The sequence below is a fragment of the Flavobacterium sp. MMS24-S5 genome (assembly GCF_050320125.1).
In the GTDB taxonomy this organism is placed as follows: Bacteria; Bacteroidota; Bacteroidia; order Flavobacteriales; family Flavobacteriaceae; genus Flavobacterium; species Flavobacterium tyrosinilyticum.
Genome location: NZ_CP190016.1, coordinates 2,221,735 through 2,237,213, shown reverse-complemented (window position 1 = coordinate 2,237,213; position 15,479 = coordinate 2,221,735). Strand labels below are relative to the sequence as shown.

Annotated in this window: 9 protein-coding genes; 5 read left to right on the top strand and 4 right to left on the bottom strand. The window is 33.7% G+C overall.

Translation table 11 applies throughout. The features are described from left to right. Positions 1-49: 49 nt before the first annotated feature. Complete coding sequence (locus ACPWTF_RS10335; RefSeq protein ID WP_427875367.1) at positions 50-2,290, bottom strand: TonB-dependent receptor domain-containing protein; 2,241 nt, start codon at positions 2,288-2,290, stop codon at positions 50-52. A gap of 243 nt (positions 2,291-2,533) precedes the next feature. Here ACPWTF_RS10335 and ACPWTF_RS10330 point away from each other — a divergent pair, with 243 nt between their 5' ends. From ACPWTF_RS10330 to ACPWTF_RS10320, 3 genes are all read left to right on the top strand, one after another. After that, on the top strand, positions 2,534-3,217 hold the full coding sequence (locus ACPWTF_RS10330; RefSeq protein ID WP_008465097.1) for a response regulator transcription factor: 684 nt from the start codon (positions 2,534-2,536) through the stop codon (positions 3,215-3,217). A gap of 252 nt (positions 3,218-3,469) precedes the next feature. Continuing rightward, on the top strand, positions 3,470-4,555 hold the full coding sequence (locus tag ACPWTF_RS10325) for a sensor histidine kinase (RefSeq protein ID WP_250835000.1): 1,086 nt from the start codon (positions 3,470-3,472) through the stop codon (positions 4,553-4,555). Between the two features lie 163 nt (positions 4,556-4,718). Further along, the gene (locus ACPWTF_RS10320) at positions 4,719-6,029 is read left to right on the top strand and encodes a porin (protein ID WP_427875366.1); all 1,311 of its coding nucleotides are present in this window, start codon (positions 4,719-4,721) and stop codon (positions 6,027-6,029) included. A 147-nt stretch (positions 6,030-6,176) separates the two neighbouring features. Here ACPWTF_RS10320 and ACPWTF_RS10315 read toward each other — a convergent pair whose 3' ends face one another. From ACPWTF_RS10315 to ACPWTF_RS10305, 3 genes are all read right to left on the bottom strand, one after another. Continuing rightward, positions 6,177-7,256 carry a glycosyltransferase gene (locus tag ACPWTF_RS10315; RefSeq protein ID WP_427875365.1) on the bottom strand — a complete coding sequence of 360 codons (1,080 nt, stop codon included), beginning with the start codon at positions 7,254-7,256 and terminating at the stop codon, positions 6,177-6,179. A 312-nt stretch (positions 7,257-7,568) separates the two neighbouring features. After that, a complete protein-coding gene (locus ACPWTF_RS10310; RefSeq protein ID WP_427875364.1) occupies positions 7,569-8,123 on the bottom strand; it encodes a hypothetical protein in 555 nt (184 codons plus the stop codon). 63 nt (positions 8,124-8,186) lie between these two features. Beyond that, positions 8,187-11,621 (bottom strand): hypothetical protein, encoded by a 3,435-nt coding sequence (locus ACPWTF_RS10305; protein WP_427875363.1) that lies wholly within the window; start codon positions 11,619-11,621, stop codon positions 8,187-8,189. A gap of 423 nt (positions 11,622-12,044) precedes the next feature. Between ACPWTF_RS10305 and ACPWTF_RS10300 the strand changes: the two genes are divergently transcribed. Both ACPWTF_RS10300 and ACPWTF_RS10295 read left to right on the top strand, forming a co-directional pair. Next, positions 12,045-13,103 (top strand): helix-turn-helix domain-containing protein, encoded by a 1,059-nt coding sequence (locus ACPWTF_RS10300; RefSeq protein WP_427875362.1) that lies wholly within the window; start codon positions 12,045-12,047, stop codon positions 13,101-13,103. A 114-nt stretch (positions 13,104-13,217) separates the two neighbouring features. Next, positions 13,218-15,479, top strand: a complete 2,262-nt coding sequence (locus tag ACPWTF_RS10295; RefSeq protein WP_427875361.1) for a TonB-dependent receptor domain-containing protein — start codon at positions 13,218-13,220, stop codon at positions 15,477-15,479.

Here is a 15,479-nt window from a genome sequence, read left to right as displayed (position 1 = left end):
AGTTTGTTAGTGTATTCTCCTTCAATTTCAAAAATATTCTTTCTTGCTTCTAACTCAACTCCATATGCGTAACCTGTATCTCCAATATTAACAAAAGAAATATCATTTGTAGAAGAAGCAATAATGATTTGGTTGATTGGTCCATGATATATTTTCCAAAAGCAGTAACAGATAATAACTCATCGCTTTTTGGGAACATTTCCCATTTTAAATCCAAATTGTAGTTTTGTGAAGGATATAAGCTTGGATTACCAATTACAGATTCCATTACATCTTCATAGATAAACAAAGCACGTTCTTTAAACTGTGGCAATGTGTAGGTTTTACTAGCTGCTAAACGAAGATTTTGTTTTTCGTTTAATTCATATTTTAAAACAGCACTTGGTAAAAATTCATTTCTTTCAAAAGTATTTGTTCCTCCACCTGCATCAAGCTGTGTTCTCCAGTTAACTGTTTGAGAGATTCTTTCGTATCTTACGCCAATAACAGAGCTTAATTTGTCAGTGAATTTATATTCGAAATTACCAAAACCTGCGTGTATATCTTGTTTTCCATCATAAGTTTGAGGAGCCATTCCTGCAAAAGATGCAGTTGAGAATAAACCACTTTCGTAATTTGCTTGGTTAAAAAAAGCATCTAAATTGTTTGGATCTACACTTGTGTTTTGACCAGTTTGGCTAATGTTGAAGTTGAATTGAATAGCTTCAAAATCACGTTTTTTAAATCTTCCGTTATAACCTGCAGTGATTTTTCCTTTAGAAGCCCCATCTTGATCTTGTAACTTGTATGAGAAGGCAAGATTGGCTGCTGCTTCATTTTCTGTAAGATCTTGGAAATACCTTTGGTTATCGGTAGTGGTTCTTTGAGCAAGTGTATAAATGTCAGTTGTTGGATTGTAGAACATTTTGTTTTGGGTTCTATCTGGCATATTACCTTTCACAGTATTGTATGAAACACCCCAATCCAAATCAATTTTATCAGTTATTTTGTCATTTCCTAAAAGCTGATTGATCATTACAGTGTTTTGTGTAAACGTACCTCTTTGAACTAAAAGACTTGCATCAGCATTGTCAAAATCACGATCACTTCCAAAATAAGTATCTCTGGTTTGCTCAGATGAGTTAACATACAAGAAGTTGTATCCAATTTTATGGTTTTTGTTCAAACGGTAGTTAGCATTGAACATTCCAGTAGTATTGGTGTTGTACGTGAATTTTTCTTGTTGGAAAGATTTTAATGAAGCACCCTGAGCATTTACACTTTGGCTAAGCCCTTCTCTATACTCGTAACCATTTCCAAAACCTGCAGTAGCAAAAAGGCTTAATTTTCCTTCTTCACCAATGTTGAAAGTTTTACCTGCTTTTAGATTGAAGTTTCCGCCAAAAGGAGATTCTTTTTTAGGATTTAAACTGTTTTCAAAACTAAAACTGGTTAAAGGATTGTTTGGAACTCCGTAAGAAACAAAACCAGATTTGTTTGGGCCTTGTTGTAATAAGAAATTGCTAGAATTTGATACTGCATTAGTGTTAACTTTTGATCCTAATGAGATTTCGAACATTCCTTTTCCGCGGTAATCTTTAGATACTATATCTACATTTCCTCCAGCAAAATCTCCATACATTTTTGCGCCGTATGATTTGTCAATTGAAATGTACTCAACAATGTCAGTTGAGAAAAGATCTAGAGCAATGTTTTTTCTTTGTGGATCATTGGATGGAATTGGCAATCCGTTCATCGAAGTCGAGTTGTAACGGTCACCCAATCCTCTTACGTAAACGCTGTTGCTTCCTTCTTGTTTAGAAACTCCAGATGTTTTTGCAACAGCTGCAGCTACATCGCCCACACCTTTTCTAGAAAGTTCCTGCGCGCCAATAGTTTGTTTAATATCTACAGCATTTTTTTGTTCCAAAAGTAATGCAGTTTCTTTTTGTTTGCTTACTGCACTTGCTTGAACCACTACATCTTTAAGAGTATAACTTCCTGCTGAAAGCCCTTGATTAACCGTTACGGTTTCGTTTGCTTTTACAGCTACAGGAGCTTCTACAGATTCATATCCTAAAAAACTAAAAATTAAAGTATAATTTCCAGGATTTACGCTTAAGGAATATTTTCCATCTACGTCCGTATTTACGCTAATATTTGTACCTTTAACTAAAACATTAGCAAATGGTAACGATGCGTTGTTCATATCTTTGTCAGTCAGAACTCCAGAAATCGTACCTTTGTTTTGCGCGATCGAAATCGTACAGATAAATAATGCAATAAAGAGAAATCTTAAATTGAATTTCATTTTTTTTCAGTGTTGTGTTTGTGTCTTATTATTTTTGTGCAAAGAAAGAACCGCTCTGTGAAGTCCATGTTACCGACTTGTTATGTTTTTGTGTTGTTAAGATTATCAAATTGTTACGAGATTAAATTACGGTTAACACCATTTTTTAAAGGTTCTTTTGTTAGTATATTTACCCTGTGAAATAAGAAATATCGAATGTTTAATGAAGAAGTTTCGATATAAAAATCTCAATTTTTGCTATTTATGAAAAAAACACAAACTAAGATTTTATTAGTTGACGACGAACCAGATATCTTAGAAATCGTTGGCTATAACCTTGCTCAGGAAGGCTACCAGATTGTTACAGCTTCTAATGGAAAAGATGCTATAGCAAAAGCACAGAAAGAGCTGCCAGAATTAATCATTATGGACGTGATGATGGCAGAAATGGACGGAATGGAGGCTTGCGAGCATATTAGAAAAATTCCTGAATTAAATAATGTTATCATAACATTTCTTACAGCAAGAAGCGAAGATTATTCTCAAGTAGCTGGTTTTGATGCAGGTGCTGATGACTATATTACTAAGCCAATTAAACCAAAATTATTGGTCTCAAAAGTAAAGGCGCTGTTAAGAAGGTTAAAAGAACAAGAAGTTGTTACAGATACTTTAAATGTAGGCGGAATCGAGATTAATCGTGAAGAATACAAAATCATAAAAGGCAATGTAGAAATTGCTTTGCCAAGAAAAGAATTCGAATTATTTTATCTATTGGCTTCAAAACCAGGTAAAGTTTTTAAAAGAGACGAAATCTTGGATAAAGTTTGGGGTAACGAAGTTGTGGTTGGAGGAAGAACAATCGACGTTCACATCAGAAAACTGCGCGAAAAAATAGGCGAAGACCTTTTTAAAACTATAAAAGGTGTTGGTTATAAATTTGAAGTTTAGATTTTAAGATGCTAAGGTTCTAAGATACTAAGTTGCTAAGTGATTTTAGAATTTTGGTAAAGATTTAAGCCCTTTCAAATTCTTTTAAAAATATTCAATACATTTAAACCATATAAGAATTGAAGCTGTACAATCTTCATTTTCTTATATGGTTTTTGAGTTATTCCTTTTTTGTTTTTTGATTTATTCAAAAGAAAATAACTTAAAAGCAAAACTTAATTTTCTTAATTTCTTAATGGTTCAATTTTTTCAATGAAAATTAATTTTAAAAAAACATACAAATTCGCCATAAAATCGGCATTGTATATCAGTCTCTTTACAACAGCATTTGTATTGATGTTAATGTCATTATTTTATAAAAATCAATTAAAACATCAAGTTGCGTTTGGAATAATTTTCATTATCGTAATCTATATTTTCTCTTTTCTGGTTTTACAATATCGTGTAGAACGATTTATTTACCGAAGAGTAAAGAAAATTTACGATGAGGTTTCGCTATTAGAATCAACAACATTAATCAATCAGCCGATTAATACCGATATGGAAACGCTTTCGCGTGAAGTGAAAAAGTTTGCGACCGATAAAAAACTCGAAATCGAAATGCTCGAAATTCGTGAACAATATAGAAGAGAGTTTTTAGGAAACGTTTCGCACGAACTAAAAACCCCTTTATTTACGGTTCAAGGTTATGTTTCAACTTTGCTTGATGGAGCAATGGATGATAAAAATATCAGAAAGAAATATTTAAAACGCGCCGAAAAAGGAGTGGAGCGTCTTATCTATATAGTAGAAGATTTGGATATGATTACCAAATTAGAATCGGGCGATTTAGATTTGAATATGACCGATTTTGATGTTGTCGAATTAATTCAGAATGTCTTTGAATTGCTTGAAATGAAAGCTGATAAAAAGAAAATTAAATTGGCTTTTGAAAGTAAAAATATACAATCGGTAATAATTAGAGGAGATCAGGACAGAATACAGCAAGTGCTGGAAAATCTGATTGTAAATTCTATTAAGTACGGAAAAGAAGGCGGTCTGACAGAAGTTGGCGTAGTTAATTTAACGAAGAAAAAAGTCTTAATTCGTATTAGTGATAACGGAGAAGGTGTCGAAAAGCAAAATATTCCAAGGCTTTTTGAACGTTTTTATCGAGTGGATAAAAGCGGAACAAGATCGGAAGGTGGTTCTGGTTTAGGATTAGCAATTGTAAAGCATATTATTGAAGCGCATAAAGAGAAAGTTTATGTAGAAAGTGAGTTCGGAATTGGTTCTGAATTCTCTTTTACGCTCGAAAAAGCAAATAAAGCATCAAAAATCGACGTTAAAAAATCGTAACGTCGGTTTTGCTGAAAGTCCTAAAACAAAGGTGTTTAACAATAAATAAACATAGTGATTTAGGTCATAACATTAAATTTTTATTATAGTAACATCTGGTTAATGATTTCTTAACATAGGTGCTCCATCTTTGCATCCTGAAATTAAGGGAATTACAGAACTAATGATAAAAAGAAAACTTTTAGCCGTTTTATTACTGTTAGCTTGTGCAGCAAATGCGCAGGAAACAAATAAGCAAGAATTAAATAAACAGGATGTAAAAAACGAAGTAATGCGTATTTTAGATTCTATAAACAAAGCTAAACTTCCAGAGACAAAATCTGGAGGAGGAGTTGAAGAACATTGGTACGATAGAATCTCCTTAAGAGGTTACGCACAAATTAGATACAATGGCTTGCTTTCTACAAACGATAAAGTGTCTTGCGAACAATGTGATAGATCTTGGGGAACAACTTCTACAGCTCCAGATGCAAAAGCAAACAATGGACTTTTTATTCGCCGTGCTCGTTTAGTATTTTCTGGACAAGTTCATCCAAATGTATTTTTCTATTTTCAGCCCGATTTTGCAAGTTCACCTTCTAGTGGAATTAATAATTTCGTACAGATTCGTGATTTGTATTTTGATCTTTCTTTTGATAAAAAAAGAGAATATCGTGTGCGTGTAGGACAAAGTAAAATTCCATACGGATTTGAGAATATGCAGTCAAGTTCACAGCGTTTGACTCTAGATCGTGCAGATGGAATCAACTCTTCAATTTTAAATGAACGTGATTTAGGAATATTCTTTTATTGGGCTCCAGCCGAAATCAGAAAGCGTTTTGAAATGCTGGTTAGAGATGGTTACAAAGGTTCTGGAGATTTTGGTGTTTTTGCTTTAGGAGTTTACAATGGTCAAATCGCAAATAAATTAGATGGAAACAGAGACTTAAATGTGGTGGCTAGAGTAACTTATCCTTTTGTTATTGGAAGCCAAATTATAGAACCGGGAATTCAGGCTTACACTGGTAAATGGGCTTTTACAGGAGAAGTTTCGCCAGGAGTTACAGTTAACGATCCTCAATATGTAAAAGATCAGAGAGTTGGAGCGACTTTCGTTTTATATCCAAGACCATTCGGAATCCAAACCGAATACAACATCGGAACTGAACCTCGATATAACACACTTACCAATACAATTGACCAAACCGATTTGAACGGAGGTTATGTTTTGTTAAACTATAAATGGGATATTAAAAAACAGCATATTTATCCTTTCGCTAAATTTCAATATTATGATGGAGGAAAAAAATACGAAAAAGATGCTAGAAGTTATGTAGTAAGAGATTTTGAATTTGGTGTAGAATGGCAGCCAATTAAAGCCTTAGAACTAACTGCAGAATATGTAGTAGCAGACCGAACTTTTGAAGACAGCGTCTTGCCAGTAAACCGACAGCAAGGAAATGTTCTTAGAATGCAGGTACAGTTTAATTTCTAAAATGAGTACGCAGATAAAACAGATTCGCTTTCGCGAAGACGTAGATAAAAACTGATTTTTTATTTGAGAAAAAATTCAAGCCTCCAGCTTTAACTGGAGGTTTTTTTATTGTAGTAATAAGGTTGCAGCCAAATTAGTTTGTTGCAATTATGCTGTTTTGTCTTCAAAAACCTTAAATAAAGAATCCCAGTCGATATTATTTTCAAATTGAGACAATCCTTGAAACGATTTTACTTTTGATAAATCTTCAATGCTAAAGTCATCCTGCATGGCATAAGGTACAAGATTTTCTTCCTGAAGTTTTATGGCCAAATATTCCTGTTCATATTGACCAGGTGTCGGAATAAAAAAGGCTTTTTTACCCAACTTTGCCAAATCCATTACAGTCGTATAACCAGATCGGCACAATACAAATTCACTTTCATTAAAAGTCTGCTCCAACTGTTTCGAGTTCATGAAATTATAATAGGTAACATTTCCGGCTTGCCATTTTTCTTGCGATTTTTCTACAATTCCTTGTACAAACACCACTTTTCCTGGGTAGTTTGCCGCTTCTTTCTGTAATTTTTCATCCAAGAAAGTACGCTGAGGTTCATGGCCAGACAAGATAATCATCAAATCATATATTTTTGGAGTATCCTTTTTCTTCATGCGGCTCAACGGACCAATATATTTTAGATTGAGTTCATTCGATTTTAAATGACCTAAATCTCCCGTTAAGTTAACTTTTCCGTCTGTATCAGGAACCCAGCATTCATTGTATTTTTTAATAATATGCTGGTGACATTTACTCGTAAACCAAGTCGTATTTCCTGTCATTACATTCAATTGATGCGTCATAAAAACCGAAGGCACTTTTTTGCTAAAAACCCCCAATCTATTATCTGAGATTATGCCATCAATGCCATGTTTTTTGATCCAATGATTAACCATTTTTTTCTCATCCAGAATGGCAGTAATCATTTTCGGAAGATTCTTAATCAGTTTCCATTTAAAGTTCTTACCATTCTTTGCATATTCAATATGATAAGAAGGCAATTCTAAGGTTTGTATATAAGGAAATTCTTTTCGTAATAGAGCCAGCGCAACACCATCTGAGGCGATAATCGGAATGTAATTATTCTCTTGAAGCGCTTTGATAATTGGAATGCAGCGAGTGGCATGCCCAAGTCCCCAATTTAATGGAGCTACTAAAATAGTTTTATTCGCAGAATAATCTATGCTCATTTTTAACACGTTTTAAAAACGAAGATAGACAAATATGTTTTCTGTGTTATTTCGAGGGTATTACTAAATTATTAATTTAAGGTTCTAAGATCAAGGTTCTAAGGTGCTGAGGTACTAAGGTTCTAAGGTTATTGGATTGAATAAAAAAAGAGGTTGTGTCAATAATACATTCATTTTGAGTTAACAGAATATTTTTAGCTATAAACATTTCGCTTCTCCGAAGCTTACAAAAAAAGAAGCTGTCCAAAAGGACAGCTTCTTCAAAGTCTCGTATTAAATCTTAGCACCTCAGAACCTTAGTCCCTCAGCACCTTAGTCTTGAATATAAGTTTTATTTCCATTTTTGTTAATGTAGTATTTACCGCCTCTTCGTCCAGTATATACTTTTTTACCATTGTATTCGCCGGTTACTTTGTCTGGAACAGATGGTGCTTTTTCGTTAGTTTCTTTTAAAGTTTTTGTGGCCGATTTTTTAGCAGCAGTCGCATCTTTTTTTGCAGCGTCAGCTTTTGCGGTCGATTTCTTGGCGTCGGCTTTGGCTTTGTCAGCAGTAGTTTTGGCTTTATCAGATTCTACAGTAGCTTTTTTTGCATCGGCTTTAGCTTTTGCAGCTTCCTTATCAGCGGTTTTTTTTGCAGCGTCAGCAGATTCTTTCTTGGCTTTTGTTGAGGCAGCTTTTGCATCATCAGCGGCCTTTTTCGATTTTGTGGCTTCTTTTTTTGCGTCAGCCGAAGCTTTGTCCGCACTTGCTTTGGCTTTTTTTGCCGAAGTTTCTGTTTTACTTTTTGCAGTCTTTGTAGTTGTTTCCTGAGCATAAAAATTAGAAGAGAAAGCAACCATTAAACAGAACAATACTAATTTTTTCATAAGGCTAAAAGTTTAAATTTCAATTAAAATTAAACAATTTATTGTCATCTTTTTCGTGTTACATTAAAAATATGCACGAAGCTGAACGTTTCCTGTATGAATCGTATTTCCGGTTTCACTTTTTCTTCCTTGATAATTTAAATTAACATCCAAAAAAGACGTAATGTTCTTTTGCAGAAGCAGTTTCCAAACCAAATTTGATCCCGCCTGAAGTCCTTCTAGCATCTGAAAACCTACTGATGAAAATTCATTTCCGCTAAATTTATTTTCATAAAAAGAGAATTCTCCATTAATCGTAACTTTCTTTTCGCCTGCATAAGAAAAAGAAGTTCCAAGCCTGTTTTGGTCTAAAGTTTCCAGATTTCCAATTTGATTTTTTTTGTTTTGAAGTTCGTAAAAGAAATCCAATTTGGTGTTTTTAGAAAATAAATAACTGATTTTTGGCGCCAGCTGCCAGCCTTGAATATCATAATTTTTCTCTGTAAAATCTTTAGAAACCAAATCGGTTTTAATGGTTTTGGTAAAGAGATTAAATAGCCAGCTTTTTTGGTACAAATGGGTATATTGAATTTGATGCGAATAATTCTGTACGTTTTGCGAACCAATAGAAAGCAGACTTTTACCTTTATTGACCAAATAGGAATAGGTTACAGAATGTTTTTGTTTGCCTCGATTGTAAAACAAACTGTTTCTAAAACTAGAATTCAAGCCTAAAATATTTTCTTCTGAGGAATCAAACGGATTGAGTTCTAATTTTTCGCCCTCGCTTTTTACCTTTCGATCCATTATAAAAGAGGTCTGGTTATAGAAGTAAGACAGCAGTTTTTTGAAGCCTTTTTCATTCTGCCATTGCAGCGGATTCAAAGTTAAAGATTGCGAAAATTTATTTTGGTTGGTTTTTATATAAACCTGATTCGGTAAAAAGACTCTAACATATCTCGCCTGATCTTGGTAAACTGCAACTTCAAATTCTTCCAATTCCTGAATTCCGTTTCCGTTATAATCGTTCCAAGTGTAAACTCCTTGGCCTGTTGGAACTTCTACGTATGTAAATTCTTGTTGGGCAATAGTTCCAGAACTCGTTTCGTAAGCTGTTCCAATCTGCATGAACTGATTGAAAAAACGATCATTGTATAAAACTCTCGAATTTAAGGAAGGTTCATTCTGTCTGGATTTATCGGTAAAATCTAGATTACGATAACTTGCATAAACTGCTAAATCGGTCTTTTTGGTCTGAATTAATTTCGACTTTAAATAATACGTCTGCGAATTGTTTACATGCTGCAATAATCCGTTTTGCAAACTATCGTTGCGTCTTTGCAGAAAACCAAGTTCAACGAAAACTTTGGTGCTGTCACCACGTCCCGTAAATACGCCATATTCTGTAAATCTTTGGCTTAAAGCCGAAAACTGATTGGTGACTTTGTCTTTTTCTTGATTATCTTCTAGTTGCATAGTACCACCAACCCAGTTTTTTCCAAAATGATATTTGGTTCTAGTCTGGTTTCTAATAAATTTTGAAGTCGAAGCTGTAGCGTCAGAATTCAAGAAACTTCCGTTGTTCTCTATTGTCCAATTTTTCAATTTGAACAAAGCATTTGTGGTATGTCGAACACCTGTGTAGCTTTCGCTAAAATCTAATTTCTCAAATTGATACGTTAGCAAACCTATATTGGAAGTCTTATTTTTAGAAAATAAATCAAAATTTAATCCCGTAACCAAAAGGCTCTGATTGCCATAAAGTGTACCAGTTAAATTCCAATCGCGATTAAACTCAATATTGTATAAACGCTCAACCGATTTAAAATTCTGCTGCACATATTGATAATTTGCGAAAGCGTCTAAACTCCAGTCTCTAGAAAAAAGACGTTTTTTAAGATTGGTTTTAAAAGCGACTCCTTCATTATTAGCATCATCAATTGTAGAAAATAAATTCTGGTCATTATTACTGACCGCCAATTCAAAATCAACCAACGTTTTTTCATCAGGATTGTATTTACCTAAAAACGTTGCGACTTGAAGTTTCATTGGCGCGACAAGCTGTACAATTGGTTCGTAATTTCCTTGCAAGATTCCGTTAACAGGTTCGATATATTGATAAATTCGTTCGACAGAATTATTGTTTTGAATGATATAATTTCCGGCATTTGCACCAACTTGGCTAAATCTTACATTGTACAAAACATCGGCAGAATTATTCGAATATTCATAAACTTCAACAGAATTGACGAGTATTTTTCGATACAAAATTTTATTTTCGGCATAAGTATCTTCGTAAGCAGAAGGCGCTTTCATTAAATTGATGTCATCACCCGCCTGACTTAATATCTGAACTTGTTCTGAAGAAAGATTTTGCTGCAAAGGCTGATTTTTCATATCATTTTCAGAATACAAATAACCGCCAAAACTCCAGTTTTTGTTTTCGTGAGTCGCGCCTGCGTATGTTACAAGACGATTATAATTTCGTTCCGAATATTGGTATTCCACATTAATACGCATTTCTGAAGTAATGGTAAAAAGCGAAGTAAAGACAATTTCTCCTGCATTGTAATCAATCACATAATCGTTGTTTTCGCCTCTTTTTAATAAAACCCCGTTTACATAAACGCGTTCTGAACCCGAAATAACGAGAACATACAATTCGCCATTCTGGCCTTTTAGTTTATACGGACCTTGGTTTCCTTCCTGACCCGTAAAAGTACTTTTGGCATATTGGCCTTTTACAAAAGCAACCGAAGCAAAAACATTGGTCTTGCTTTTTCCGGTATCAAAATCAAAGTTGGCAGACAGTCCCTGAACCTTTTTATTAAAACCCAAAAATTGAGTTTTTCTGTTTTCTAAAAATACATCGCCGGCGCGAATGTTCCAATCATCACTAAAAAGTTCGATGAAAATATTGTCAAACTGATCAAGTTTTTGCGAATAACCGCCATCTTGTAACGGAATATTATTGTCTTGAAGTGAAGCTCTCAAACTTACTTTGTCCGAAAGTTTTCCTGTAATCTGTAAATCTAAATTGGAGTTCAAAACCGTACTTTGATTATTACCAACCGTAATGCCTCGAGTAATGCTTCCAGAAGTTTCCAGACCATCAAATGGTGTTACTTTTTTAGCGTTTGAATTGTTGTCTATTCGGTAAAGTTTTTCTGTTCCAACATCGCCGCTTACAATTTGTTCCGATTTGTAAAGACTGTATTCTTTGGTTAAGAGATCGGGATAATTAAGATAATTGACAATTAAAGTATCTGAAACCGATTGGAAATTTTCATTTAAAAGCAAATATCCTTTTTGAAAGTCGACTTTATAAGATGTCGAATCAATCGGCTGGTTTTTAGTATTTAGAATTTGAAAAAATCCAGAATTTATAGAGACTTTTTCCAAACGAATAGTGTCTTTTGAAACGATTACTTTTTTGGTTTTGTACAGTGATTCAGTTTCCTGAGCCTGAAGCGCAGAAAACCAGAAGAAAACCGTCAAAAACAGTAATTTTTTCAACATAAATACTTTAACTCTAAAAAGTCAAAAGTAGTATTTATAATTGGGAATTGTGGTTTGTCTAACTTTAGTTTTAAGTTCTTAAATAACTCTAATTTGTGACCTATTAGCGAAGAAACAGTATGAAGATTAACAATACTAAAATTAAAATTATCATCACAGTTACCGAATTTGGATTTGCAAAGTTCGTAGTCCATCCAAATTCTTTAATTTTTTTGGGAGGAAAGAGCCTTGGTCCTCTGGATTATAATAAAACATTCCCCAAACCCAATTCTCAGGATCATTATGCCATCTATTTTTTGTTTCTTCACTTGGTTCGTTAAAGTTTTTCATAATTTTTTGTATTAGTTGGCTATTATAAAGTTAATTCATTTTCATTTAGGAATAATCTTTTTAGCTTTGTTAACGATATGACAAATTTAAATTATGGATACTAGCAAAGAACTTTTATTCTTTTTTAGTGCTTTAGGAGCTTTCAACGGAATTATTCTCGGCATTTATTTCTTCTTTTTTACCAAGAAAAAGCACCTGACGAATTATTTTCTAGGCGCACTTTTGTTTGCCTTAAGCATCCGTATTGGAAAATCTGTATTTGTTTATTTTCATCCCGAACTTCCAAAAATGTATCTTCAGTTTGGGCTTACGGCTTGTTTTTTTATCGGACCATTTTTGTATTATTTCATCAAATCCGCAGTTGAAGAAGTGCAGATAATGCCCAAATCATGGAAATTTATTCTGGCATTTTGGGCAACTTTAATTATTGCTGTAGGTATTTTATATCCGTACGAAGCGTATCCAAAACTTTGGGGTGGCTATTTTATAAGAATCATTTATTTTCAATGGTTTATTTATATTGTTTTTGCTGGTTTTGAACTTCATGGCGTTTTGAAAAAAATCCTCACCCCGAAAGAAAAAACAACTCCAGCCGAAATGTGGTTTGGAATGCTTTTTTTAGGTAATTTTCTCTTGTTTCTATTTTATTTTCTATCCATCATGGGAGCTCCAGGAGCAACCTATATAAGCGGAGCGGTTGTTTTTTCATTTATTTTATACTTGGGAATTTCGATTCTTTTGTACCGAAAAAAAACAGACGATTTGTTTTTATTGAACGGAAAGATTTCGAATAAAAAAATAGAATCAGCAGATGCAAGAATGTGGTCAGAAAAATTGGAGAACGCCATGTTTGAAAAAAGTTTATATAAAAATCCAAACCTGACACTTCAAGATCTTTCTCAAGAAATTAATATATCAAGCCATCAATTATCGCAGTTTCTGAATAATAATCTAGGAAAGAATTTTACCAGTTATGTCAACGAATTTAGAATTAACGAAGCGTGTAAAATTATCACTTCTTCAGATAAATTGACATTAGAATCTGTGGGTTATGATGTTGGTTTTAATTCTAAATCAACCTTTTTTGCCGCATTCAAAAAACATACAGGAACAACTCCGCTTAACTATCAGCTTCAGGCTTTACAATCCTAATGGAGTATCAATTTATAAATTCGTACTCCTGATTTCGCTTTTTGCAATCTCATTCATCAATTTTCAGATGACTTTTGTTTCAAATAAAAGTCAAACTGCTAATTGTTAAAGTTTATGAGATTTCTAAAATTGGTTATCCTTTATGTTTTTCTTCTGATTTTTTCATCAATAGAAATAAAAGCGCAACGCATAAAAAAAAATGCAGATAAAAGTTATTATAATGATGATGTACTCTTCGGAAAGATATTTAAGTCTGTTCAAGATACTTTAATTGTTAAAGAGAAAGAAAAAGAAAAAGAAAAAGAGAAAGAGCACAATGAGCTAAATGAAGTGGTTATAAAAAGCCAACCATCATTATTAAAATATGGAGCAAACGGCAATATTGATGTCAATGTAAACGGAACTGTTCTGGCAACGAGCAGTTCGGTAAATGAATTGCTAGGAAGAGTGCCCAATGTTGTGGTTGCCGACGGAGAAATAAACGTTGTCGGAAAAGGTGAAGCCGTTATTTATCTCAACGGAGTTTTGATTAATTATGAACGCTTTGCTGCAATTCCCGTTTCGCAAATTCAAAAGATTGAAATCATTTCTAATCCTTCTGCGAGATACGATGCCGAAGGAAAAGCGGTCATTAATATTATAACCAAAAAAAACATAGAAAGCGGTGTAACGGGAACTGTCAATCAGCATGTAACCGTTTCTAAATTTGGCGGAACAATCTATAATACGCTTTTAGACTTTAATTATTCCAAAGGGAAATTTTCGTTTGTAACCAACTACGGTTTGCAGTTAGGACGAAACCGCGAGTTGCTGTACACCACAAGAACACGCCCCGATCCTGATGATTTTATGAAATCTGAATTGACAACCGACTGGAAAAGGAGATTTAATAATTATTCTAATTTCGGATTCGGACTTCAGTATAGTTTTTCTCCAAGCAATTATATTTCATTGGCTTACAGCGGAAACGTAAATGATCTGGGCGGAATTACAGAAAGCAGAAACTCGATAACGAATAGTTTTGGAAAAAGTTTTTATGCCACAGATGTTGATCGAAACGATGTTTTGTTAAATCAGTTTGTTAATTTGAATTATAATTGGACAACGGCTAAAGGTTCGACATTGTTTATAGGATCGCAATTTTCAAATTATAATCAAACCATAAGAGATTTTATTGGCGAAAATAGCTTGGTCGACGAAACAGATTCCGAAAGATTTTTAAAGAATAATGTGGGAAGCCGGATTAATATAATCGCAGTTCAAGCCGATTATTCGAAGAAAATAAATGAAAAGGCAAAACTAGAAATAGGAGCGAAGCTAAGCCACGTTATAATAAATTCAGGAACAGATTTTTTGATTTCTGATGATGAAATCAATTTTGAGCTGGATGACGAACTTTCAAGTGATTTTGAATACAATGAAAAAATTGTTGCGGCTTACTTTAATTATATCGGAACATGGAGCGAAAAGTTTAATTTTTCTCTTGGCGTAAGAGGCGAAAAAACAAGTTATGATTTATTTACAAATGCCAACGGAACTCAGAAATTTGATAAATCGTACGGCAATTTTTTCCCCAATGCACTTTTAAACTTTAATCTTTCAGATGATTGGAAAGCGCATTTTTCTTATGTTTCCAGAATTACAAGACCGAGATATCAGGCTTTAAATCCGTATGTGATTTATCAAGATCCATTTACTACGATTGAAGGAAATCCGAATCTGCTTCCAGAAAAAACACACGCTTTTGAAATAGGAACGATGTATAAAAAGTTCGATTTTAAAGTTGGCTATACTTATAAAATCGATCTCATTTCTGCGGCCGCTTTGCGCGGAGATACGCCAAACAGCTACATTTTAAGAGCACTAAATCTAGAAAAAGGACATACTTTTTTTACTTCACTATCCAGAGCTTTCAATGTCAAATGGTGGAATTCTGTTAACACAGCAAGCATTACCTGGCAGAAATCGGTAGACAATTATTATGAATTTGCTTTTAGTCCAGTAGAACCTCAAATTTATTTATATACTAATAATACATTTACAATCCCTAAACTTTTCAAATTGCAGCTTTTGGCTTGGTATTTAAGTGATAGAAGCTATGGGTTAGGAAGCGAAAACGGTCGTTCGACAGTAACTTTAGGAATAGAAAGAAACTTTTTCAAAGATGCACTAAAAATCAATTTCACAGCCAATGACATCTTTCATAAGTTTATGGTTTCTGGTGATTATAACGTAGGACAGACTCAAATTTACTATCATCGAACGTATAGCACTAATTATTTTAAATTAATTGCAACGTATAGTTTTGGAGATTCAAAAAAGATCACTTATAAAAAATCGGAAGTTGAGCAGTCGGAGAATAATAGGGCAAGGTAA

Coding starts and splice junctions, on each gene's coding strand:
- ACPWTF_RS10330 (WP_008465097.1), top strand. CDS start 2,534: ATGAAAAAAACACAAACTAAGATTTTATTAGTTGACGACGAACCAGAT.
- ACPWTF_RS10315 (WP_427875365.1), bottom strand. CDS start 7,256: ATGAGCATAGATTATTCTGCGAATAAAACTATTTTAGTAGCTCCATTA.
- ACPWTF_RS10335 (WP_427875367.1), bottom strand. CDS start 2,290: ATGAAATTCAATTTAAGATTTCTCTTTATTGCATTATTTATCTGTACG.
- ACPWTF_RS10320 (WP_427875366.1), top strand. CDS start 4,719: ATGATAAAAAGAAAACTTTTAGCCGTTTTATTACTGTTAGCTTGTGCA.
- ACPWTF_RS10310 (WP_427875364.1), bottom strand. CDS start 8,123: ATGAAAAAATTAGTATTGTTCTGTTTAATGGTTGCTTTCTCTTCTAAT.
- ACPWTF_RS10295 (WP_427875361.1), top strand. CDS start 13,218: ATGAGATTTCTAAAATTGGTTATCCTTTATGTTTTTCTTCTGATTTTT.
- ACPWTF_RS10305 (WP_427875363.1), bottom strand. CDS start 11,621: ATGTTGAAAAAATTACTGTTTTTGACGGTTTTCTTCTGGTTTTCTGCG.
- ACPWTF_RS10300 (WP_427875362.1), top strand. CDS start 12,045: ATGGATACTAGCAAAGAACTTTTATTCTTTTTTAGTGCTTTAGGAGCT.
- ACPWTF_RS10325 (WP_250835000.1), top strand. CDS start 3,470: ATGAAAATTAATTTTAAAAAAACATACAAATTCGCCATAAAATCGGCA.